Origin of the sequence: Verrucosispora sioxanthis (assembly GCF_010560025.1) — a bacterium.
Taxonomy (GTDB): domain Bacteria; phylum Actinomycetota; class Actinomycetes; order Mycobacteriales; family Micromonosporaceae; genus Micromonospora; species Micromonospora palythoicola.
Window position 1 is genome coordinate 13,255 of the sequence record NZ_SAIY01000002.1, and the last position, 20,614, is coordinate 33,868.

The window sequence follows — 20,614 nt, forward strand, 5'->3', positions numbered from 1 at the left end:
CCCCGCGCCGTTCGGCGCGGCAGGACGACCACTCACCTCACGGTCGGTAGGCTCTACCGCACACAGCGCCACGCAACGATGGAGTCCGATAGGTTACCGCGTGTGATCGACCGCGAACAGGCCGAGCAACTCGCTGCGGTATGGGCCCGCCGCGACTCGGTGCGCCTGGGGCACGAGTGCCGGCCCGCGGTCACCGAATTCGACCTCGGCTACGTCATCACCTCCACAGTTTCCGCACAGGTCACGCCGTTTGCCGGCGACCTACCCACCACTGTGGTCGACAAGCGGACCGGCGAGGTGAGCACCTGGCCGAGGGTTTCGCCGGACGTGGTGGCCCGGCTCTACCGGCGCAGCCGGGCCACCGGCCGGCCAGCCCCGCGCACCGTGGACCCGGCCGGCCAGTTGCTGCGCGAGATCCGCCGGTCGCCGGCGCCGACCACGACCACGCGCCTCGGCGTCGAAGGCCGGACTTTCACCGCACAGGGCGTCAAGGGTGACGTGGAACTCAACCATCACCCGCTGGTCCGGGCGTACCTCGACAGTCAGCCCGCCGGTCATCTGGTGCGCGGCGCGACCCGGCACGCGGAGTTCGTCGCGGTTTCCGACCTCCTGTACGAGTACGACCACCGCCGCAACGCCGAAGGCATCACCGCCCTCAGCATGGGCGACGCGAAGGAACTGCTGACATCCGCCCGGGTCGAGGTGTGCCAGGTACGCGAGCCGGGCGATCCGCACGGTGGGCCAGCCGAGCGGCCCTGCGACTCCTGCCTGAACATGCTCGTGGAGTTCAACGTCCTGACCGACGCCGAACGGGCCCACACCACGCTCTCGGTCCCGGAACCGGCCTCCGCCGCGGTGCCCGGGCGGTTTCCTCCGGAGGTGGCGCAGGCACTGGTCGCCGCCGGCTGGCGGCCGTACTCCGCTGGCGTGGCCACGACCGGCCCCGCGGGTCACCAGGTCGCCGCGACTGCCGGCCGGGCCCACGGGGACGCCGCCGTCGGCACCCTTCCGCGCCTGCGCAGTCACCGGCGCGGGCCCGGTGAGCAGGTGTGGATCTCACGCTTCGACATCGACCCCCGCCAGGTCGCCCAGACCGCCGAGTCGCTGCGTGACTTCGCGGCGGTCGTCGGCAGCCGGATGTACCCGATCGGCACCGAGAGCCGGCACAGCATCATCGCGGCCGACGAACGGGGCCGGATCTTCGCGCTGGACCAGGCCGGTGAATGGTTTCTCGGGACCGACATCGACGCCGCGCTCACCACCCTGCTGCTCGGCCGCGCCCCGGCCCGGGTACGCGACGACGGCGGTTGGTGACGCCGCCGGCCCGTCGGAGCCCCGGACCGGTCAGCACGGTCGACATGTCGGGCGGCCGGCAACCCGGCCTCGGTCGGACGTCAGCCCAGCACCTCGACGATGTTGTTGCGCACCAGGTTCTTGCCCGGCTCCCGGATCTGCTCCATCGCGGCGGAGTTCAGCAGCACACAGCTGCCCGAGGGACCGGTCACGGTGACCGTGGTCGCCCGGTCGTTGTCCAGGTTGGTCACCCGCAACCGGGTACCGACCGGGAAGCGGTCACTCGTCGCGGCCGGTCCGGCGGCCTCCTCGAAGAAGGTGATCGCTCCCTGGCAGGCGGACCCGGCGACCGGACGGGCCGCCGGCGGTGAGGCCGAGCCCGGTCGGTCGGCGATCACGCCAGGCTGGCCCGCACCCGGCTGCGCGGCGGCGTCGTCGCCGATCCGCTCGACCACGTTGCGTCGGATCACGTTCTTGCCGGGCTCGCGGACGAGTTCCATCGCGGCGGCGTTGAGCAGCACGCAACTGCCCGACGGGCCGACGACGGTCACCTCCACCGATCTGTCGTTGTCCAGGTTCGTCACCCGCAGCCGGGTACCGACGGGGAACTGGTTGCTGGTGGCGGCCGGCCCGCCCGCCTCGGCCGAGAACGTGATCGATCCGGCGCAGACGCTCTGCCGGGTCGGTGCGCTGTCGGCGAACCCGAGTCCGGTGCCGACCGCGACCGTCGCCGCGGCGACCACCGCCACCCCCGCCGCCAGCACGTGCTTCCGCTGCAGCTTCACCTGTTTCTCCCGTCCTCACACCCTTGTGTTCGAGGGCTGGTACGGCCCGGGAGCGCTTTCCAGTTCATCACCGGGACACCTGCCGAAACAAAGCTTCGAGTGAGCCGGCGCCAACACCGTCATACCGGGCCGTAACGGGTACACGGCGCACCGGTCAGCAACGCCCAGTAGCGATCCCCGTACAACCAGTGCCACCACTCGGTCGGGTAGTTCACCAGGCCGGCCCCGCGCAGAGCGGCAGCCATGATCTGCCGGTGCCGGCGGGCGTCGGCGCCGATCGACGACGCGGCGGTGAAGCAGGCGTTGTCGCTCGCCTCCGGAGTGGCGTCCACCGCCGTGCCCATGTCCAGCTCGACGCCGTCCACGGTGCACAACGTGAGATCCACCGCGCCGCCGGTGCTGTGCGGTGCCACCTCCACCGGTGAGACGAACTCGGTGGTCTCCCGGTACAGCCGCTCCGGCGACCAGTCCGGGTGGCTGCGGCGCAACTCCTCCCGGTAGCCGGTGAAGATGTCCAGTTGCGCCTGGTGGGGCCGGTAGCCTTCGACGATCAGCAGGCGCAACCCGTCGGGCAGCGCGCGCTGCGCCGCCAGCAGACGGTCCACCACCGGCCGGCGCAGTCGCGCGTACGCACCGGCCGGATCGGCCGCCCGCGCGTCCAACCGCAGTTCGGGGACCTCACGCAGGTCGACCAACGGCGCACCGTCGTCGGCGCCGTGGACCGCCGCGACCCGCGGATCGCAGAGCAGGATCATCGTCCGGCTCCCCCGCCGGGCCGCTGCGCGTGCCGGGCGAAGGCCAGCGCGACAAGCCGGTCCAGGATCTCCCGGTAGCCGACACCGGCCGCCGCCCACACCTTCGGGTACATCGAGTGAGCGGTGAACCCCGGCATCGTGTTCAACTCGTTGACGTACAACTCGCCGGCGACCTCGTCGAACAGGAAGTCGACCCGGGCCAGGCCCCAGCCACCGATCGCGGCGAACGCCCGCACGGACAGCTCCCGGATCCGCTCGGTCACCTCCGGGGACAGCAGTGCCGGGACGATCATCGGATCGGTGTCGCCGAAGTACTTCTGGCGGTAGTCGAACCAGCCGCCACTGACCCGTACCTCGCCGACCGCTGACGCGTCCGGACGGGTGCCGCCGAGCACACCGCACTCCAACTCCCGGCCGCTGACCCCCTGTTCCACCACGACCACCGTGTCGTGTCGCAGTGCCTCCTCGATCGCCGCCGCCAGATCGTCGCCCTCGGCCACCCGGGAGATGCCGATCGAGGAGCCCATCCGGGCCGGCTTGACGAACACCGGGCGACGCAGGCCCAGCACCAGCTTCTCCGGATCCTCCGTGGTCCGGTAGGTGGTCGCGTCGAAGGAGACGTGCGGGGTGATCGGCACTCCCTCGGCCCGCAACGCCCGCTTCATCGCCACCTTGTCCATGCCGACGGCCGAGGCCAGGATGCCGCACCCGACGTACGGCACGCCCAGGGATTCGAGCACCCCCTGCACCACCCCGTCCTCACCGAACGGACCGTGCAGCACCGGGAAGACCACGTCCAGCTCGGCGTGCACCGCGCCGGGCGCGTCCATCGCGGTCACCACCGCCGTGCCGGAACGCGGCCCGGCCCGTAACTCCACCGCCGGACCGATCACCGTCAGCCGGTCGTCGATCGCCCGCTCGGACGTCGTGCCGGCGAGAAACCCGGACAGCGCCGCGTCCGGCACGAGCCGCAGCCCGCCGGCACGGGTGACGCCGATGGCGACGACGCGGTACCCACCGCCGGCCAGCGCCCGAGCCACGCCGAGCGCGGAGGCGCAGGAGACGTCGTGCTCCGCCGACGGGCCGCCGAACAGAATTCCAACGCGTACGGGCGCACTCACGCCACTGCCACCTCTTCCTCGATTCGGGCGGTCGCCGTCAGTCGGGCGACCAGTTCCGGTTCCACGTTTCCGCCGGTCAGCACCACGCCGATCGTTGGCGGCCGGGCACCGGCCGCCGCCGGCAACCGCTCGGCGGCAGTCAACCGCCGCGTCCCGCCGGACCCGAGCGAGCGCAGCGTTGCGTCGGTGGCGAGCCGTAGCGCGCCGGCCAGGCCCGCTGCTCCCGACGGTTCGGCCAGCACCTTCAGTTCCAGCAGCAGCAGTCGGAAGGCCGCCGCGATCTCGTCGTCGTCGACCCGCACCACGGCACGCAGCCGGTCGCGCAGGACGGCGAAGGGCAGTTCACCCACACAGGACGGCCGAAGTCCGTCAGCGATCGTCGGTGCCGGCGTGACCGCGACGGGTCGACCGGCCGCCAAACTACGGGCGAGTGAGTCGCAGCCACGGGGCTCGACCCCGTACACCTCGATCGGTCGGCCGGTCGCGGCCAGACAGGCACCGGCCGCGCCGCCACCGCCGCCGACCGGCAGCACGAGGGCGTCCAGCGGGGTGCCGGCCCGCTCGGCCTCCTCGATCAGTTCGAGGCTGGCACTGCCCTGCCCGGCGACGACGTCCGGATGGTCGTACGCGTCGACGATCGGGTGGCCGGTCTCGTCGCTCACCCGACGGGCCACGGCCAGACGCTCCTCGACCGTCGTACCGGCGAGCACCACCCGCGCCCGCCGCCCGGGCCCGGGCCACCTTCGTCGCCGCCGCGTCGACCGGAAGCACCACCGTGGCGGCCAGTGCGAACGTGCGCGCCGCGAGCGCCACCGCCACCGCGTGGTTGCCGGTGCTCTGCGCGACCACCCCCTTGTGTCCGGCCGCTGCCAGCCGGCCCACCGCGAACAGCCCGCCGCGCATCTTGTACGAGCCGCCGACCTGGAGGTTCTCCGCCTTCAGCAGCACCCGGGCACCAGCCAGCCGGTCGATCGCCGGTGCGCTCAGCACCGGGGTACGCACCACCCGGCCGGCCAGCCATCGAGCTGCCTGCGGCACGTCGATCGGGGCCGGGACGGCTCTGGGGGGATCGGTGTGGGACATGTCCTCTCCTTCGAAGTCGATCATTGAGACGCCGTCGGCACGAGCGGTGCCACCGGCCCGGACGCGGACGGTCCCGACGCGCTCGGCCCAGGTGGTTCCGTCGCCGGCGGCACGGGTGGTCGCCGCGTCGGTCGTCGGGCGGGCAGGTCGAACAGCCACGTCGCCCGGATCGCCAGCAGCAGCCGGTGCAGTCCGAGGCTGAGCGCCAGCACGGCGACGGTGACCGACAGTGGGAAGCCGAGGGCCAACGCGAATCGAGCGGGCTCGTCCAGGGCGGCGATCGGCTCGGCGATCAGTCGATGCAGCAGCGCCAGCACCGGCATGTGGAGTACGTAGATCGGTAAGGTCTGGCGGCCGAGGGCGGCGAGCGGCTCGCCGACCGCCGGCTTCCGGGCCAGCCGGACCGCCACGGCGATGCCGAGCAGCACCGCGAGGACGGAGACCAGCGGCGCCACACCGGGCAGCCGAGCGGTGCCGGTCGCCGCCACGGCAGCCAGCCCGACGGCGTACGCCCCTGCGGCCAGCAGCGCCCGTCGGCCGGTGACGGCGTCGGCCCACCGCAGGACGTACCCGCGCAAGTGCAGGCCGGCCAGGAAGAACACCAGGTTCTGGTAGAGACCGGCCCGGTTACCCGGCGTGTCGACAAGCCCCGCCGAGGCGACGGCGCTCAACGTGCCGGCGGCGGCCAGCAACACCGCCGGACGGACCCGTCGCAGCGCCTTCGCCAGGACGAAGTACAGCGCCAGCGCGTACAGGTACCAGAGGTTGGACGGGGTGACCGTCAGCTGGGCCACCAGAGCGCCGAGGTCGTTCGCCCGGTCGGTGGGGAAGTCCGGGGCGAGGGCCAGTACGGCAGTGTGGATCATCAGCCAGGCGCCGTACAGGTAGAGGAAGCGGGCGACCCGGGGCCGGGCGACCGACCGCCAGGGGCGCTGCACGGCGCTCGCCGCGAACAGGCCGGAGATGGTGAAGAACAGCGGCATCCGCATCGGCAGCAGCAGTTCGCCCAGGGTTCCCCAGGCCCCCGGCACCGGCACGTCGAGCCGCCAGTCGATCTGGAGATAGTCCTTGACGATCACGTGCCAGAGCAGGACCAGCAGGATGCAGCCGCCCTTGGCGACGTCAGCCCAGGCCAACCTGGTCCCGGCCGAGGTCGGCATGGTGCCGCCGGGGGCGGGCCGGTCGAGGGCCGTCTCGACCACGGTGCGTTCCCGGGTGGTCATGGTCTCCTCTCCATGCGGGCACGGCGGCGAGTCGGTGCCGGATCGGCCGTTTCGCGGGCACGCTGAAGGTCGGGCTGCCGCGGTGTGCGGCCCCGTACCGTGGGCGCTGGTTCGTCTGCCGGCCTGGCGGCCGGGTCAGGGTGCGGTGGGTAGTTGGACGTCCACCCGCAGTCCGCCGTACTCGGCTGGGCGAGCGGCGATCAGGCCGTCGTGGGCCTGGGTGATCGAGCGGGCGATGGCGAGGCCGAGGCCGGCGCCACCGCTGTGGTTCGTCCGGTCCCGGGCCAGGCGGCGGAACGGCTCGAAGAGCCCGGCGACCGCCTCGGCCGGCACCACCTGGCCCGTGTTGACCACGGTCAGGGCCGGGCTGCGACCGACGGTGACGGTGAGCGTGCCGCCCGGTCGGTTGTACTTGATCGCGTTCTCCACCAGGTTGGTCACCAGGCGTTCCAGCAGCACCCGCTCGCCCATCACTAGCCGGGGCTCCAGGTGACTCTGCACCGTCAACCCGGCCTCGGTGATCCGGTCCTGGTACGTGGCCAGTACCCCGGTCACGATGTCGTCGAGTCGCTGCGGGGTACGGGAACGCAACCCCTGGTCGCTCTCACTGAGCGCGAGCAGCCCTTCGATCAGCCGCTCGTTGCGTTCGTTGGTCTCCAGCAACTGCCCGGTCAGCAGCTCCAGTTGTTCACCGGTGAGCGAGCGGGCCATCCCGACCTCGATGAGGGTCCGCTGCACCGCCAACGGCGTACGCAGTTCGTGGGAGGCGTTCGCGGCGAACCGTCGCTGTCCCTCGTAACCGGCGGCGATGCGCTCCATCATCTCGTCGATGGACCGGGCCAGACGGGCCAGTTCGTCGTTGCCGCGCGGGCGGAGCCGGTGACCGAGATTCTGCGGCCCGACCTGCGCGACCGGCCCGGCCAGATCCCGCACCGGACGCAGGCACCACAGCGCGCCGGCCCAGATCCCGATCACCGCGACCAGGAGTACGGCAAGCGGAGCGAGAGCCAGGACCAGACCGACGAGGTCGTACACCTGACCGCAGAGCACACCCGACCCGGGCAACCCGGTGCCGCAGAACCGCTTGCCCCAGAGCCACACCTGACTCAGTGCCCACGTCGCCAGCCCGGAAGCGGCGTATCCGACGAACAGCGCGAGCACGCCGACCAGCACAATGCGCCAGCGCGGGGTCACCCGGCACCGCCGATGCGGTACCCGGCCCGGGGCACCGTGTGGATGACCTGGGGCTCGCCGAGCTTCCGGCGCAGCGTCATCACGGTGACCCGGACGACGTTCGTGAACGGATCGGCGAACTCGTCCCACGCCTGTTCCAGCAGTTCCTCGGCGCTGACCACCCGACCTTCGGCGCGGAGCAGCACGTGCAGCACCGCGAACTCCTTCGGGCTCAGGCCGACCGGGCGGCCGGCTCGGGTGACCGTGTGCCGGGCCACGTCCAGGACGACGTCGTGCGCCCGCAGCACCGGCGGTACGGCCGGGGCGGAGCGCCGCCCCAGTGCCTGTACCCGGGCAACCAACTCGGCGAAGGCGAACGGCTTGGTCAGGTAGTCGTCGGCGCCCAGCCCCAGGCCCTCCACCCGGTCGCGGATGCCGGCGGCGGCGGTGAGCAGCAGCACCCGGGTACCGGAGCCGGAGGCCGCCAGGCTGCGGCACACCTCGTCACCGGTATGCCCCGGCATGTCCCGATCCAGCACCGCGACGTCGTACCGGTTCACCCCGACCCGTTCCAACGCTCCGTCACCGTCGTAGCAGACGTCCACCGCCATCGAGAGGCGACGCAGCCCCTCCGCGACGGTGTCCGCCAACAACCGCTCGTCGTCCGCCACCAGCACCCGCACGCTTCCGCTCCCCGTAGTCCTCGCTGTCGGGCATACGTTCTCAGGCAGGAGTTAAGGGTTCTGTAAGTGCCCGCCAAACCAATACTCCACGTAACCGCACCACCCCCGCGCCCACAGCCAAGAACGCGTCGATCATGCAGTTGTGGCACCAGACAAGATGCGACAAAGGCTCTCATGCCACCTACCACAACTGCATGATCGGCAAGGTTGGCAAGGGGTACGGGACGGTGGTGGCGAGGGTTACGGGGTTAGCAGGGCGCGAATGGTGGCAGTGATGTGGGTGGGGCGGCGGTAGAGGTCGTGGGCTGTGAAGTGGCGCATGCGCCAGCCCTCGGCGGCCAGCCAGTTCATCCGCGCTCGATCCTGCCGGAGACGGTCAGGGTCGAGATGAGAGAGCCCGTCGTACTCGATACCGACCCGGCGCTCGCGGTAGGCCAGGTCGAGTCGATAGATCCGCCGGCCATCCCGGTCGTGGACCCAGCACTGAGGCTCTGGCACCGGTAGTCCGGCATCCGCGAGAAGTAATCTCATCTGGCTCTCCTGACGGCACTCGGCCCGAGGGTCGGCAAGATCGACCAGGCGCCGCGCTTGGCGAATGCCCCGCAACGCGCGATGGACCACCAGTTCATTACGCAGCCCATCGAGGTCGCAGGCACCGACCCGTAGGCACAGATCCAGAACTGGCAAGGCGTCCATCCGCCTCAACGTCCTCGCAAGGTCAATCGCGCACCGGGCGGCAGGCGCGCACGGTACGCCGCGAGTCCAGATCGGATCCTGTACCGGCACGACGGATTCGTGAGTCACAACTCCCCTGAGCCGGGGCACCACCAGACCGGCGGGCACGATCACATGAAGATCCTCGGAACGAGCGTCCCCGAAGCCGTACAAGGAGGCACCGGTGTGGTAACCGAGGACGCACCCATCCGGCAGCCGGTCGAACACCGCAATGAGCTGGTCGTCCAGGCCAGGGTCGGTCATCGCCCCATAGACCCCTCGGCTTAACCGAGCGAGCGCCCCTGCCTCGACCCGATACCTGACCTGCCCGCGACTCCAGCCAGACGCCAACAACTCGGAGTATCTCAATACATCTGCCACACCGCCGCACTGTCCTCCGACGGCGAACCGATTTCCGCCCCCTGTGGACAGCCAGAGCCTCTGTGGACAACCCCGCCCCGCCGCCCAGTTTCTGCTATGCCCAACGGCCCACACCCGTCGATCATGCAGTTGTGGCAGGTCACAAAAAGCGCATACGAAACATATCGACTACCACAACTGCATGATCGACGCTAAGGGTCAGTCGCAGCCCCATCCGTCGTTGTCACGGTCGAGGTCGTAGATGTCCGTGCCGACGACCTCCACCGGGCCGGTTACGTACGCGGGCCCGTTTCCGCTGCCGCCGGCACAGTCGACATCGCTGGCGATTGGCACGCATGGCGTGTAGTTCGGATCGCATCGGGAAGCCGGTTTGGTGCCCTTGGCGACAACCTCGGTGACTGGCTTCCTCGTCACGACGGAGCTGACCAGCTCCTTGCTGGTCTGCACCCCATCCACCACGGTCACCCGATAGGTCAAGGTGCGTACGCCGTCCACGCCCCGGGTGCGGACCACCCGCTTTCCTTCGGCCAGTGAAGAATCCTGCACCGTGCGGGTGCCGTGCCGGATGGTCTTCTTCTCCACGAGGCGGCGCGTCTGGACCACGGAGGTAGGGGCGGAAGCCGGGCTCGAAGGGTTGCTGTTTGCCCCGGCGGGTCCGGTCACGGTCGAGTCACCACTGGTGGCGGGCACTGGTGCCGCGTCACCGGAGATGGCGGGCACCGGCTCCACGCCACCCGTAGTGGGTGGGTCCGGCTCGGGTACGACGATGGCCGGGGCGGGCTCTTCGTTGGCGGCGGCACCTGTGCGGACGGGTTCCGGCTCACCTATCAAGGTGCCCACGACGGTGCTGCCCGCGCAGCAGAGCAGGACGAACGACATGAACACTCCACCCAGGATCATCGTGGCTCGATGGGCGGGGCTGAGACGATTGAACCGGCTCGACGAGGGCACGGGCTGAGGCGGACCAGGAGAGGTCATCGGAGTAGTCACATTCAATGAGTCTCGTCGGCGGTACTCGCGGCGCTATCCCCTGCTCCGTTAGTCGCCCGCGCCGATATGTGTTTGTCAGCTCGCTATGAGGGTCATGGTTAGGTTCCAATCGTCACCCTGATGACACAAACTGGCTCCTGACCGCTATCGGCAAGGTAGCGCTGCTCGTGCAAAGGTATGAGCCGGACCGGACCACCGTGCTGCCGGCCAGTGGTTGCACAGGTTCACGATCGGTCCGCCAGACCACCGCAGGGTGCCTGCCAAACCATTGCATCGACCCTGGTAATCCCGGTTTGTCGTGGGCGTCGTAGCCGCCGAACAGGATCCGCCTGTCGCCGGCGGTCCGGGTGTCACGGGGCTGGTCGCCGCTGTCCGCCGGCCCTAGCCCGGTGCGCCAGCGAGGTGGCCAGCACCAGTAGCAGCGCTACTCCGAACATGGCCGTGCCGATGACGTTCACCTGCGGTGGGATGCCCCGCTGGGCGGCACCCCAGACGTACATCGGGAACGTGACGGTGGTGCCCGAGTTGAAGTTCGTGACGATGAAGTCGTCGAAGCTGAGCGAGAACGCCAGCAGGGCGGCGGCCACGATGCCGGGCAGCACCAGCGGCAGGGTGATCCGCCGGAACGTCTGCCACTCGCCGGCGTACAGGTCCATCGCGGCTTCCTCCAGCCGCCCGTCCATCCCGGTCAGCCGGGCCTTGACGGTCACCACCACGAACGACACACAGAACATGACGTGGGCGATGACGATGGTCCAGAAGCCGAGCGGCACCCCGCCGGAGACGAAGAGGGCAAGCAGCGACGTGCCCATCACCAGTTCCGGCGTCGCCATCGGCAGGAAGATCAGCACGTTGAGCCCGGACCGACCCCGGAACCGGTGCCGGGCCAGGGCGAACGCCATGACCGTGCCGAGCACGGTGGCCACCACGGTGGCGAGGAACCCGATCTGGACGCTGCGCAGCACCGCCTCGCACATCTCGGAGGTGGCACACGGGTTGCGCCAGTTGTCGAGGGTGAACTCGTTGAAGTCGTACGACAGCCGGCTGGACGGGCGGTTGAACGACAGCGCGGCGACCACGGCGATCGGCAGGAACAGGTAGCCGAGCACCAGCAGCGCCACGCCCAGCACCCAGTGCTCGGCGAGCCAACGGGAGATCCTCACAGGACGTCCCTCGTCCCGGCGTTGCGAAGGTAGCCGAAGACCACCGCGAGGATCGCCGACATGAGCAGGAACGACAGCGCCGCGCCCTGTGGGTAGTCGAGCCGGACCAGGAACGCCGAGTCGATGACGTTGCCGATCATGTACTCGTTCGGGGTGCCGAGCAGTTCGGCGTTCAGGTAGTCGCCGGTCGCCGGGATGAAGAAGAGCAGGGTGCCGGCGGTCAGACCGGGCATCGACAGCGGCAGGGTAACCCGCCGGAACGTCTTCAGCGGGCTGGCGTACAGGTCGCTGGACGCCTCCAGCAGCCGGCGGTCCAGCCGTTCCAGGCTCGCGTACAGCGGGAGCACCAGGAACGGCAGGAAGTTGTACGTCAGGCCGAGCACCACCGCGACCGGAGTGGCCAGCAGCCGGCCGTCCGGTCCGAGCAGGTGCACGTCGCGCAGCAGCCCGACCAGCCAGCCGTTGTCCGACAGGATCGTCTTCCAGGCCAGGGTACGCAGCAGGAAGCTGGTGAACATCGGCGCGATCACGCAGACCAGCAGCAGGTGCTTCCACCGGCCGGCCTTCTGCGCGATCGCGTACGCCAGGGGGTAGCCCATCAGCAGCGCCAGCACCAGCGCGATGCCGGCGTACCAGAAGGATCGGCCGAACTGCGGCCAGTACGCCTGCAACGCCGCCGGATAGTTGTCGAACGACCAGGTCAGCGCGTACCCGGTGGAGAGCGAGCCGGCGGGGTCGTAGAGGCTGGCCGCGGCGAGCTGCACCAACGGCACGACGAAGAACAGAAACAGCCATGCCGCGCCCGGCAGCAACAGCAGGTACGGCAGGAACCGGTGACGCCCCGGTCGGGCAGCAGGTGCCGGCGACGCCGGCTGCTCCCCGGAAGCGGTGGGTACGTGAGCCGGTGCGCTCACGCCCCAGCCTCGCTTCGCCGGCTCACCAGGACGCACCGACCGGCTCGTGGCGCATCGGGGCGGTCCGGTCGTCCTCGTCGACCTGCCGACCGAGCAGGAAGGCGTGCCGCGGATCCCAGTGCGCCACGACCCGCTCCCCGACGGCGAACCGCTCCTGGGCACCGCTGTTGGCGACGAAGACGCTCAGCTCGGTGCCCCAGCCGGTACGCAGCAGGTACTGCGTGCTCACCCCGACGTAGAAGGCGTCGGTGATGCTGCCTTCGACATGCTGGTGGCCGGCGGGCACCTGCCCGGCCGCCGCGGCCAGGCGCAGCTTCTCCGGGCGTACGCCCAGAAGAACCGGACCCTGGTCGGCGCGGGACCGCGCCGACGGCACCGAGAACCGCGTGCCGTACGCGGTGACCAGCAGGTCGCCCCCGTTGCCGCCGGAGACGTCCCCGGCGATCAGGTTGGACTGCCCGAGGAAGGTGGCCACGAAGGCGGTCGCCGGGAACTCGTAGATCTCGGCCGGCGCGCCGAGTTGCTCGATCCGGCCGGCGTTCATCACCGCGACCGTGTCCGCCATGGTCATGGCTTCCTCCTGGTCGTGGGTGACGTGCACGAACGTGATGCCCACCTCGGTCTGAATGCGCTTGAGTTCGAGCTGCATCCGGCGACGCAGCTTGACGTCGAGGGCACCGAGCGGCTCGTCGAGCAGCAGCACCTGCGGGTGGTTGACCAGCGCCCGGGCCAACGCGACGCGCTGCTGCTGGCCGCCGGAGAGCTGGGCGGGGTGGTGCCGCTCGTACCCGTCAAGCTGCACCAGGGACAGCATCCGTCGGACCTGACCGTCGACCGAGCGGATGCCGCGCCGCCGCAGCCCGAAGGCGACGTTCTCGAAGACGTCCAGGTGCGGGAAGAGCGCGTAGCTCTGGAACACCGTGTTGACCGGTCGTTTGTACGGCCGCAGCCGGGTGATGTCCCGGTCACCGAGCAGCACCCGCCCGCGGGTCGGTTCCTCCAGGCCGGCGACCATCCGCAGGGTGGTGGTCTTGCCGCAGCCAGAGGCGCCGAGCAGGGCGAAGAACGAGCCCTGCGGGACCGTCAGGTCCAGCTCCTCGACCGCGGTGAGGGCGCCGAACGTCTTGGTGAGGTGGGCCAGCCTCAAATCGCCGGCCGAGGTCTGCGGATCCACCGTCACGCTCCGATGACCTGCTGGAACTTCGTTTCGTACTCCCGTTCCTGCTGCTCGTCGAGCGCCATGAAGACCTTGGCCTTGGCGAGCATGGCCTCGTCGGGGAAGATCAGCGGGTTCGCGGCCAGTTCCGGATCGATCTTCTCCAGCTCCGCCTGCGCCCCCTGCACCGGGCAGATGTAGTTGACGTACGCGGCGAGCTGGGCGGCGACGGTCGGATCGTAGTAGTAGTTGATCAACTCTTCGGCGTTGGCCTTGTGACCGGCCCGGTTCGGCACCAGCAGGTTGTCCGACCAGAGCAGTACGCCCGACTCGGGCACCACGAACTTGATCCGTTCGTCCTCGAAGCCGAGTTGGATGATGTCACCGGACCAGCCGACGCACGCCGCGATGTCGCCCTTGGCCAGGTCCGGGGCGTAGTCGTTGCCGGTGAACCGGCGGATCTGCCCGGAGTCGACGGCCCGCCTGAGCTTGGTGAGCGCGTCGTCGAACTGGGCGGCGGTGAAGTCGGTCGGGTCGTGGCCGTTGGACATCAGCAGCAGTCCCATGGTGTCGCGCATCTCGCTGAGCGCGGTCACCCTGCCCTTGAGGTCGGGGCGGGTGAGCAGTTCATCGACGGTACGGATCTCCCCGGTGACCCGGCCGTTGTAGGCCAGTCCGGCGAGGCCGGACTGCCACGGGATCGCGTACTGGTCCTCGGTGTCGAAGGGCCGGTTCCGCAGTGACGGCAGGAGGTTGGCCTCGACGTTCGGCAGCTTCGACCGGTCGAGCTTCTGGATCCAGCCGAGCCGGATCATCCGAGCGGTCATCCAGTCGGTGAGCACCATGATGTCCCGCCCGGTGCTCTGGCAGGCGGCGAGCTGGTTCTGCACCTTGCCGAAGAACTCGTTGTTGTCGTTGATGTCCTCGGTGTAGGTCACCTGGATGCCGGTCCTGCTGACGAATCCGTCCAGGCTGGGGCGCCTCGACTCGTCGTCTTCGTCGACGTCCATGTACTGCGGCCAGTTGGAGAACGCCAACGTCCTCTCCGCGCCGGACAGATCCTCGCTGACGCATCCCTCCTCGGTCTGCTGCGCGGCGGGGGTGCCGCAGCCGGTCAGGGTGCCGCCGCCGGCGAGGAGGGCGGCCGAGCCGAGGGTGCCGGTGAGCAGGCCACGCCGGGTGAAGGACCGGTGGGCACCACGCATGAGACGGTTCCTATCAATGATCGTCGGCGACGGGACGGGGTGGGCCTGCCGGCTGGGGTTGGAGCCGGCGGCGACAGACGAATGATCCTGACATGAGGCGAGGATGCCAGCCACGCCCTGGGCACATCCCCTGACTCACCCTGCCCCGCCACCGGCCGCTCGACCCAAACCACACCGCTTGACCCACCCAGACCCCTCGCCCACCCAGACCGAACCCACGAACGCCGGACCCACGCGGGCCGAACCCACGGACGCCGGACCCACGCGGGCCGAACCCACGCACGCCGGACCCACGCACGCCGAACCCACGCGGGCCGAACCCACGCACGCCGAACCCACGCGGGCCGAACCCACGCGGGCCGGACCCAGGCAGGCCGCCTGGCCCACCTAGGCCGCTTGATCCACTCGACATGCCGCATCCCGCGCCATCCAGGTCGCCTAAGACCGCAAGATGCCGCATCTCGACGACCGAGCCGGGCGAGAGCACGGCTGGAGGGGGCCGGGTGAAGGGGGCCGGCTGAAGGGGGCCGGGTGACGGGGCCGGGCGACTGAGCGGGGCGACCAGCCGGGCGACGTGGCGAGCGGGGGCACCGGATGCGGCGACCGGGCCGGGTAGGCGAAGGAGAGTGGCGGCTCAGACCGTACTTCGGACGGTGCTGATGACAAAGGCGCGCCAGGCCGCCGGGGTGAAGGCCAGGATGCCGCCGGTCCGGTCCTTGCTGTCACGCACCAGGACCCGGCCGGGCAGGTTGTCGGCCACCTCGACACAATTGCCGCCGTTGTTGCTGCTGCGGGTGGCGGTGCGCCAGCGGGCGCCGGTCAGCTCCATGTCGTCGCCACTTCCCTGATCAGGTCGATGGACCGTCGGCGAGGCAGCGCCTCACCGGTGACGCTCTCCCACCTCGCGCCCAGGCTAGCAAGGTCGGCACTGTCGGTCACCACCTGACCGCGCAGTTGATTGTCCAGATAGGCCGCCTCCGCGCCGTCCGGCATCCGGGCCAGCACGAACGGCCCGGCCAGGCCGGTGTGCCACGGGTTCTCCGCTGGAATCACCCGCACCTGCACGTGCTCCCGCTCGCCCAGCGCGGCCAGCTGGGCCAACTGCTCCGCCATCACACGCGGATCGCGGCTGACCGGCCGCCGCAGCACCACCTCGTCGATCACCGCGACCAACTGAAGCGGGGTCTCCCGCTCCAGCACCCGCTGCCGCGCCAGCCGCGCCACCACCATCTCGTCGACCTCCGTCGGCGCTAGCAGGCCGCCGGTGGCCAGCACCGACCGGGCGTACGCCTCGGTCTGGAGCAGCCCCGGCACGAGCAGTGGCTCGTACGACCGGATGGACCGGGCGTCCTGCTCCAGTTCCGCCCACGCCCGGAACCAGGGCAGGTCCCGGCGGCGGAACGGCTCCGGCCAGAGCTCGGCGGCCTTGCGCCCGAGAAGGTTGGCGACGGCGATCCGGGTCCGTGGATGCGGGATCCGCCCGTCCGCCAGCCAGCGAGCCGCCGTCTTCGGGTCGACGCCCACCTTCCCGGCCAGGGACTCGGCCGTTTCGCCCTTGTCCGCCATCGCCACCCGCAGCGCCTCGTTGCCCACTGCCCCGTTGCCCATCGCAGCCTCCCGACTCGCGTCACCCTCCGGCGCACGCTAGTCACCGCAAGTGGCCGTGTCCGCTGGCTGCCGGCGTGTTGCGGCCAGGACTGTTTCGCGCATCCGAGGTGCGCTCCAGACGCCCCCGAGATGCCCTGGCGACGCCCCAGTCGCGGTCGCCCCAGCTCCGACGCCCTGGGGCCCTGAAGCGAACCCACACCCAGCCCACCGGGCGGGTTCCGCCCCGACGACATCCACCCACGTCCACCCACGCCAACCCACCGCGACCGTCCCCGCGATCAAGAAGTTCTGGTCGCCTGAGGGCTCGGAACGCGACCAAAACTTCTTGATCAACGCCGACCGGCCGGCCGGCCGGTGGGGTGGGTCAGTGGGTGGGGGGGATTACGCGGAGGTGGCCGCGGCGGGAGGTGGCGGAGGGGGCGGGGGGTGCGGTGGCGTGATTCTGGTCGTCCTGGGGAGGACGGGGGGCGGGGCGGGCGGCCTCGCGGACCGCTTCGGCGAGTGCGACCAGGTCGTCGGTGGTGGGCGGCGGGGGCTCGAACTCGCCCTCGTGGCGGACGACCTCCCAACCGCGCGGGGCGGTCAGGCTGCGGGCGTGCGGCTCACAGAGGTCGTACGTGTGTGGCTCGGCGAAGGCGGCCAGCGGGCCCACCACGGCTGTCGACTCGTTGTAGACATAGGTCAGCGTGGCGACCGCTTGCCGGGGGCAGCCGTTGCGGGAGCAGCGCCGTGGTGACCTCACCGGCGCAGGGTATCTCCATTACCGGCTCCGGCGCACCGCTTCGCGTTACGACACGCCCGTCTTGGTGATCACATTTCTCGTCCGTTCGCCGCAACGCGCCAGGTGGCCGGCGCTGACGCGGCTCGGCGCGGACCGGAAGCTACTCTGTGGCACATGACGAGCCCGGAGAACCGCCGCCCCGGCACCGGCCGGCGGGCGCACCGCGACCGGCACGGACGCGGTCTGCGTGGGCGGCTGGTGCCGGCCACGGTGCCCCTGGCGCGGACCAAGGCGGAGATCTTCGACGATCTGGTGCTGGACACCGTCGAGACGCTGGAGCGTCGGTTCGCCAAGGAACTGGCCGGGGTGGAGTTCGCCGTCGAGGACGTCCCGCCCGACCTGAACGTCTACGACTCCGACGTGCTGGAGGACGGCGAGGTGCCGCTGGCCCGGCTGCTGCCCGGCCGACCCGGCCGCCAGGAGGTCCCGCCTCGGATCGTGCTGTACCGGCGCCCGCTGGAATTCCGGGCGATGGACCGGGAGGATCTCGCCGACCTGGTCCACGACGTCATCATCGAGCAGGTGGCGAACCTGCTCGGCGTCGACCCGGACGAACTGGCCTGATCGCCCCCGCACCGCCACCGACCAGCCGGGCGCCTGCGCCGACCAGCCGACACGTCCGCCGACGACCAACCCCGGCGCTTCCGCTGGAAGCCACGCGCCGGGCCGGACCGCCGCAGCGGGTGGGACGGTCCCCCAACCGCCCCGCCCCACGTCGGATCAGGCCGCCCGGCGCTTGAGCTTGCGCCGCTCCCGTTCGGAGAGTCCTCCCCAGATCCCGAACCGCTCGTCGTGGCCGAGAGCGTATTCGAGGCATTCCGTCTTGACCTCGCACCGCGAGCAGATGCGCTTCGCCTCGCGGGTCGAGCCGCCCTTCTCGGGGAAGAACGCCTCCGGATCGGTCTGCGAGCACAGGGCTCGCTCCTGCCACTCCGGCGCGTTTCCGAGCAGGTCGGCCGCCTCGAGCTGGCCGTCCATTCAGTTGCCTCCTTGTCGCGCACCGGCGTCGTCGCCGCTGCAACCCCCCACGCGAAAGGCGTGCTTTTGTCCGTCCGGTCCCGTTATCGTGCGTCCCGTGCGAACAACCCCATTCGAATTACACGCGTGTAATGCGTGCGCCGTCAAGCCAAACTTGATAATGGAGTCGCCCTCCCGACACGCCTCCCGGACGGCCGTCCAGCACCACCCGGTCTCGCCCTGCCCTATCGATTCAGACCCCGGCCGAGTAACGCCCTCCCCGGCGAGTTGCCCGAGTTTTCTCCCGTGGCGCGCCGGGCGCCACCGGAGCGGTCGGGCTTCGCGGCGGTGCCGAGGAAGCCGCTCACCAGGATCGGTTGATCTTGATGCGCAAGGTTATCCCGACTTCGCCAACCCCGCCCGCCGAGCGGGTGAACGACGACCGCGTCCCGCCCACATTGTGGACGGGACGCGGTAGGCGGTGACTCCGACGGTTCAGTCGGCCAACGGGTGCAAGCTGGTCGGCAAGGCGAACTCGGTGACCACGCCACCGGACACGGTGACCGCTCCGACGGGCGTTTCAGCGTCCCACCAAACGGTATAGACGCCGGCCGGAAGATCCGGATAGACCGCACTGTGGAACGTGCCGTCCCGGACCCGACGCTCGCGTACGGCGGAGTGCGTACGCGGGTCGCCGTCCCGGTCCGCCCGGCTCACCTCGATCTCCCGACCGAGCAGCTGCCGCCCGGTGTAGATGATCAGCGCTCCGGTGTCACCACCCAGATCGAGGACGACCGTGCCGGTACCCGAGGGGCCGTGGTTGTGTGCGTGCTCGTGTCCGCTCATCTCCCCCACCTTCGACTCAGGACCGCACCGACGGGTTGTTGAACCCGTCGTAGGGCGTACCGAGGAACGGGAACTTCCGCAGGAACGGCGCGGTCACATCCGCCGCGCTGAGCCCCGGCGTCACCGCTCCCGCCGCCTGGTCCGGCTGGAACTTCCGGTCCACCAGCGGCACGGTCAGCCCCGCGACGGCGCGTAGTGCGATGGTCACCACGTCGTCGGTCACCCGCCGGCCGTTCGGGAAGCCCGCGAGGTCACCGCCGAGCACACCGAACCGGTTCGGCCTGCGGGCCGGCGGGATCGCCGTGTTCAGCCGGAGCATGTCGGCCTGGACGTCCCCGGTGCTGTTGGTGAAGCCGTCGATCAGCCCCTCCGGGATGCCGGTGAGCAGGATGGCGACCAGGTCCGCGCGAGCCTTCTCCGACCTGTTCAGCTTGTCCAGGTTGGGGAAGACGTCCGGGTAGAGCACCGGCAGCAGGGCGGCGAGTTCCGGCCGCTCGACGAACTGGGCGAAGCGCTTGTCCTCCGACGGCGGCAGGGTGTTCCACAGGTCCTTCTGTGCCATCGGCACAATGACCTCGTTGAACAACGGGTTGCCCAGTCTGGACACCTGCGTGAACGGCCCGGCGTTGGTATCGGCCGCCACCCGGTCGCCGAGCACCCGCACCTGCCGACGCGACGCCGAGGTCCACACCCCGATGACCGAGGCGGGTTCCTGCCAGTGGTACCGGTCGGCACGGCGGCGCAGCCGCTGCACCGGCACCTGCAACGCCAGGCTGTGCACGTTCAACCGGTCGGTGGCGTTGACCGGCTCACCCGCCTCCTTGAAGATCTTCTTCCCGGCGACGTGCAACTGCTGAAACGGTCGCAGCGTGCCGAGGTCGAAGATCGCACCCAGGTCCACGAAGAAGCCGTCGGCACGCTGCCCGGCGAAGACCTTCTCGCCGGTGGACAGGGAGAAGGTCGCCTGCCGAACCAGGTCGTTGTAGTCCGGTGTGGACAGTGGGCCCACGTTGCACGGCGGGCAGGGCAGCTTACGGGCCAGCCGCTGCTCCCGACCGCCGACGATCCGGGTCAGACTGTAGAACTGCCGGCGATTCCAGTTCTCGCTGTCCAGGGCGTCGATCGGCCCGGTGTTGTAGAGGAAGCTGTTCGGATTGGTGATCTCTGTGGTGAATTCGAAGCGGTAGGTGACGTCCGGCTGTCCGTCACCGTCGTTGTCGACGTGGATCTCGTACCGCACGTCGTCGCCGAACTCGAAGAAGTTCGGGCCGCCGGAGGGCAACTGCAGCGGCACGTAGTTGGCGATCAGCGTCACCGTGTCCGGACGGTCCGGGGTGACGAAGGCGTACAGGTCGGATGAGTCAGCGACCGGATCCTTGGCGATCTCCGGTGCCTCGCGGTGTGAGGACATGAGCTCAGCGCCGGGCCGCGGCGCGGCGCAGCCGGTCGGTCAGCCCGCGGTCGCGCACCTCGATGCGGGACTGGCCGACGAACACGTCCATGGTGCCGGACCGGGCGTCACGCAGGTGCACGATGATCGTCTCGTCGGGTCCGGCCGCCCTGTCCTCGCCGTCACCGGCCAGGGAGAGCCCCGGCACCGCGAGCGCGGCGGCGCCGAGGGTGGCACTGGCCGCGGCGGTGATCGTCTGCCGGCGGGTCAGCCTCGGCCAACGCCCCTTACGTTTCGCAGTGATCATGACCAACCTTTCCGGCTGCGGCGCGCAGGCGTCCGCGATGACGGACGGGGGTCACGACAGACCACGCCGGGCCCCCGGTGAGGGGT

At 70.3% G+C, this 20,614-nt stretch carries 21 protein-coding genes and 1 pseudogene; 2 read left to right on the top strand and 20 right to left on the bottom strand.

Going from position 1 to position 20,614, the window contains the following annotated elements; genetic code table 11:
- Nucleotides 1–102: 102 nt before the first annotated feature.
- Nucleotides 103–1,314, top strand: coding sequence for an SUKH-3 domain-containing protein (locus ENC19_RS05195; protein WP_328824156.1), 1,212 nt, complete (start codon nt 103–105; stop codon nt 1,312–1,314).
- An 80-nt stretch (nt 1,315–1,394) separates the two neighbouring features.
- Here ENC19_RS05195 and ENC19_RS05200 read toward each other — a convergent pair whose 3' ends face one another.
- The 16 genes and pseudogenes from ENC19_RS05200 to ENC19_RS05275 all read right to left on the bottom strand — a co-directional run bounded on the left by ENC19_RS05200 (nt 1,395) and on the right by ENC19_RS05275 (nt 16,989).
- Nucleotides 1,395–2,078, bottom strand: coding sequence for an RlpA-like double-psi beta-barrel domain-containing protein (locus tag ENC19_RS05200; RefSeq protein WP_164446024.1), 684 nt, complete (start codon nt 2,076–2,078; stop codon nt 1,395–1,397).
- Between the two features lie 119 nt (nt 2,079–2,197).
- Entirely contained in the window at nt 2,198–2,833 is a 636-nt protein-coding gene (locus ENC19_RS05205; RefSeq protein WP_164446025.1) for a M15 family metallopeptidase, read from the bottom strand.
- Complete coding sequence (locus ENC19_RS05210; protein ID WP_164446026.1) at nt 2,830–3,954, bottom strand: D-alanine--D-alanine ligase family protein; 1,125 nt, start codon at nt 3,952–3,954, stop codon at nt 2,830–2,832. Before ENC19_RS05210 ends, ENC19_RS05205 begins: the two co-directional genes overlap by 4 nt.
- A pseudogene (locus ENC19_RS31680) lies at nt 3,951–5,061 on the bottom strand (threonine ammonia-lyase). Before ENC19_RS31680 ends, ENC19_RS05210 begins: the two are co-directional and overlap by 4 nt.
- Nucleotides 5,058–6,260: an acyltransferase family protein gene (locus ENC19_RS05220; RefSeq protein WP_164446027.1), complete on the bottom strand. Its 1,203-nt coding sequence runs from the start codon at nt 6,258–6,260 to the stop codon at nt 5,058–5,060. The pseudogene ENC19_RS31680 and the gene ENC19_RS05220 overlap by 4 nt, the downstream one beginning before the upstream one ends.
- Before the next feature lie 135 nt (nt 6,261–6,395).
- On the bottom strand, nt 6,396–7,454 hold the full coding sequence (locus ENC19_RS05225) for a sensor histidine kinase (protein ID WP_164446028.1): 1,059 nt from the start codon (nt 7,452–7,454) through the stop codon (nt 6,396–6,398).
- Nucleotides 7,451–8,116, bottom strand: a complete 666-nt coding sequence (locus tag ENC19_RS05230; protein WP_164446029.1) for a response regulator transcription factor — start codon at nt 8,114–8,116, stop codon at nt 7,451–7,453. Before ENC19_RS05230 ends, ENC19_RS05225 begins: the two co-directional genes overlap by 4 nt.
- A gap of 240 nt (nt 8,117–8,356) precedes the next feature.
- On the bottom strand, nt 8,357–9,211 hold the full coding sequence (locus tag ENC19_RS05235) for a type IV toxin-antitoxin system AbiEi family antitoxin domain-containing protein (protein ID WP_164446030.1): 855 nt from the start codon (nt 9,209–9,211) through the stop codon (nt 8,357–8,359).
- Nucleotides 9,212–9,409: 198 nt separating this feature from the next.
- Nucleotides 9,410–9,793, bottom strand: coding sequence for a G5 domain-containing protein (locus ENC19_RS31275; RefSeq protein WP_164446031.1), 384 nt, complete (start codon nt 9,791–9,793; stop codon nt 9,410–9,412).
- A 758-nt stretch (nt 9,794–10,551) separates the two neighbouring features.
- Nucleotides 10,552–11,364 (bottom strand): ABC transporter permease, encoded by an 813-nt coding sequence (locus tag ENC19_RS05245; RefSeq protein WP_164446032.1) that lies wholly within the window; start codon nt 11,362–11,364, stop codon nt 10,552–10,554.
- Nucleotides 11,361–12,278: an ABC transporter permease gene (locus ENC19_RS05250; RefSeq protein WP_164446033.1), complete on the bottom strand. Its 918-nt coding sequence runs from the start codon at nt 12,276–12,278 to the stop codon at nt 11,361–11,363. The genes ENC19_RS05245 and ENC19_RS05250 overlap by 4 nt, the downstream gene beginning before the upstream one ends.
- Before the next feature lie 22 nt (nt 12,279–12,300).
- Nucleotides 12,301–13,452, bottom strand: a complete 1,152-nt coding sequence (locus ENC19_RS05255; RefSeq protein WP_309246197.1) for an ABC transporter ATP-binding protein — start codon at nt 13,450–13,452, stop codon at nt 12,301–12,303.
- Between the two features lie 2 nt (nt 13,453–13,454).
- The gene (locus ENC19_RS05260) at nt 13,455–14,639 is read right to left on the bottom strand and encodes a polyamine ABC transporter substrate-binding protein (protein ID WP_164446035.1); all 1,185 of its coding nucleotides are present in this window, start codon (nt 14,637–14,639) and stop codon (nt 13,455–13,457) included.
- Between the two features lie 634 nt (nt 14,640–15,273).
- Nucleotides 15,274–15,468, bottom strand: coding sequence for a DUF397 domain-containing protein (locus tag ENC19_RS05265; protein ID WP_164446036.1), 195 nt, complete (start codon nt 15,466–15,468; stop codon nt 15,274–15,276).
- A complete protein-coding gene (locus ENC19_RS05270) occupies nt 15,459–16,247 on the bottom strand; it encodes a helix-turn-helix domain-containing protein (RefSeq protein WP_164446037.1) in 789 nt (262 codons plus the stop codon). The genes ENC19_RS05265 and ENC19_RS05270 overlap by 10 nt, the downstream gene beginning before the upstream one ends.
- A 364-nt stretch (nt 16,248–16,611) precedes the next feature.
- The gene (locus ENC19_RS05275) at nt 16,612–16,989 is read right to left on the bottom strand and encodes a DUF3499 domain-containing protein (protein WP_164446038.1); all 378 of its coding nucleotides are present in this window, start codon (nt 16,987–16,989) and stop codon (nt 16,612–16,614) included.
- 153 nt (nt 16,990–17,142) lie between these two features.
- On the opposite strand from ENC19_RS05275, the gene ENC19_RS05280 reads away from it, so the two are divergent.
- On the top strand, nt 17,143–17,592 hold the full coding sequence (locus ENC19_RS05280; RefSeq protein WP_093406503.1) for a metallopeptidase family protein: 450 nt from the start codon (nt 17,143–17,145) through the stop codon (nt 17,590–17,592).
- A gap of 156 nt (nt 17,593–17,748) precedes the next feature.
- On the opposite strand, the gene ENC19_RS05285 is transcribed toward ENC19_RS05280, so the two are convergent.
- The 4 genes from ENC19_RS05285 to ENC19_RS05300 all read right to left on the bottom strand — a co-directional run bounded on the left by ENC19_RS05285 (nt 17,749) and on the right by ENC19_RS05300 (nt 20,528).
- A complete protein-coding gene (locus ENC19_RS05285; RefSeq protein ID WP_013731688.1) occupies nt 17,749–18,006 on the bottom strand; it encodes a WhiB family transcriptional regulator in 258 nt (85 codons plus the stop codon).
- A 474-nt stretch (nt 18,007–18,480) separates the two neighbouring features.
- Entirely contained in the window at nt 18,481–18,831 is a 351-nt protein-coding gene (locus ENC19_RS05290) for a phospholipase (protein ID WP_164446039.1), read from the bottom strand.
- Between the two features lie 16 nt (nt 18,832–18,847).
- Entirely contained in the window at nt 18,848–20,242 is a 1,395-nt protein-coding gene (locus ENC19_RS05295; protein ID WP_164446040.1) for a DUF4331 domain-containing protein, read from the bottom strand.
- Nucleotides 20,243–20,246: 4 nt separating this feature from the next.
- Complete coding sequence (locus ENC19_RS05300; protein ID WP_164446041.1) at nt 20,247–20,528, bottom strand: hypothetical protein; 282 nt, start codon at nt 20,526–20,528, stop codon at nt 20,247–20,249.
- Between the last annotated feature and the right edge of the window lie 86 nt (nt 20,529–20,614).

Bases quoted from the DNA above. Each gene is read 5' to 3' on its own strand.
- ENC19_RS05220 (WP_164446027.1), bottom strand. From the start codon at position 6,260: ATGACCACCCGGGAACGCACCGTGGTCGAGACGGCCCTCGACCGGCCC.
- ENC19_RS05205 (WP_164446025.1), bottom strand. From the start codon at position 2,833: ATGATCCTGCTCTGCGATCCGCGGGTCGCGGCGGTCCACGGCGCCGAC.
- ENC19_RS05290 (WP_164446039.1), bottom strand. From the start codon at position 18,831: ATGAGCGGACACGAGCACGCACACAACCACGGCCCCTCGGGTACCGGC.
- ENC19_RS05295 (WP_164446040.1), bottom strand. From the start codon at position 20,242: ATGTCCTCACACCGCGAGGCACCGGAGATCGCCAAGGATCCGGTCGCT.
- ENC19_RS05280 (WP_093406503.1), top strand. From the start codon at position 17,143: ATGACGAGCCCGGAGAACCGCCGCCCCGGCACCGGCCGGCGGGCGCAC.
- ENC19_RS05270 (WP_164446037.1), bottom strand. From the start codon at position 16,247: ATGGGCAACGGGGCAGTGGGCAACGAGGCGCTGCGGGTGGCGATGGCG.
- ENC19_RS05285 (WP_013731688.1), bottom strand. From the start codon at position 18,006: ATGGACGGCCAGCTCGAGGCGGCCGACCTGCTCGGAAACGCGCCGGAG.
- ENC19_RS05260 (WP_164446035.1), bottom strand. From the start codon at position 14,639: ATGCGTGGTGCCCACCGGTCCTTCACCCGGCGTGGCCTGCTCACCGGC.
- ENC19_RS05265 (WP_164446036.1), bottom strand. From the start codon at position 15,468: ATGGAGCTGACCGGCGCCCGCTGGCGCACCGCCACCCGCAGCAGCAAC.
- ENC19_RS05300 (WP_164446041.1), bottom strand. From the start codon at position 20,528: ATGATCACTGCGAAACGTAAGGGGCGTTGGCCGAGGCTGACCCGCCGG.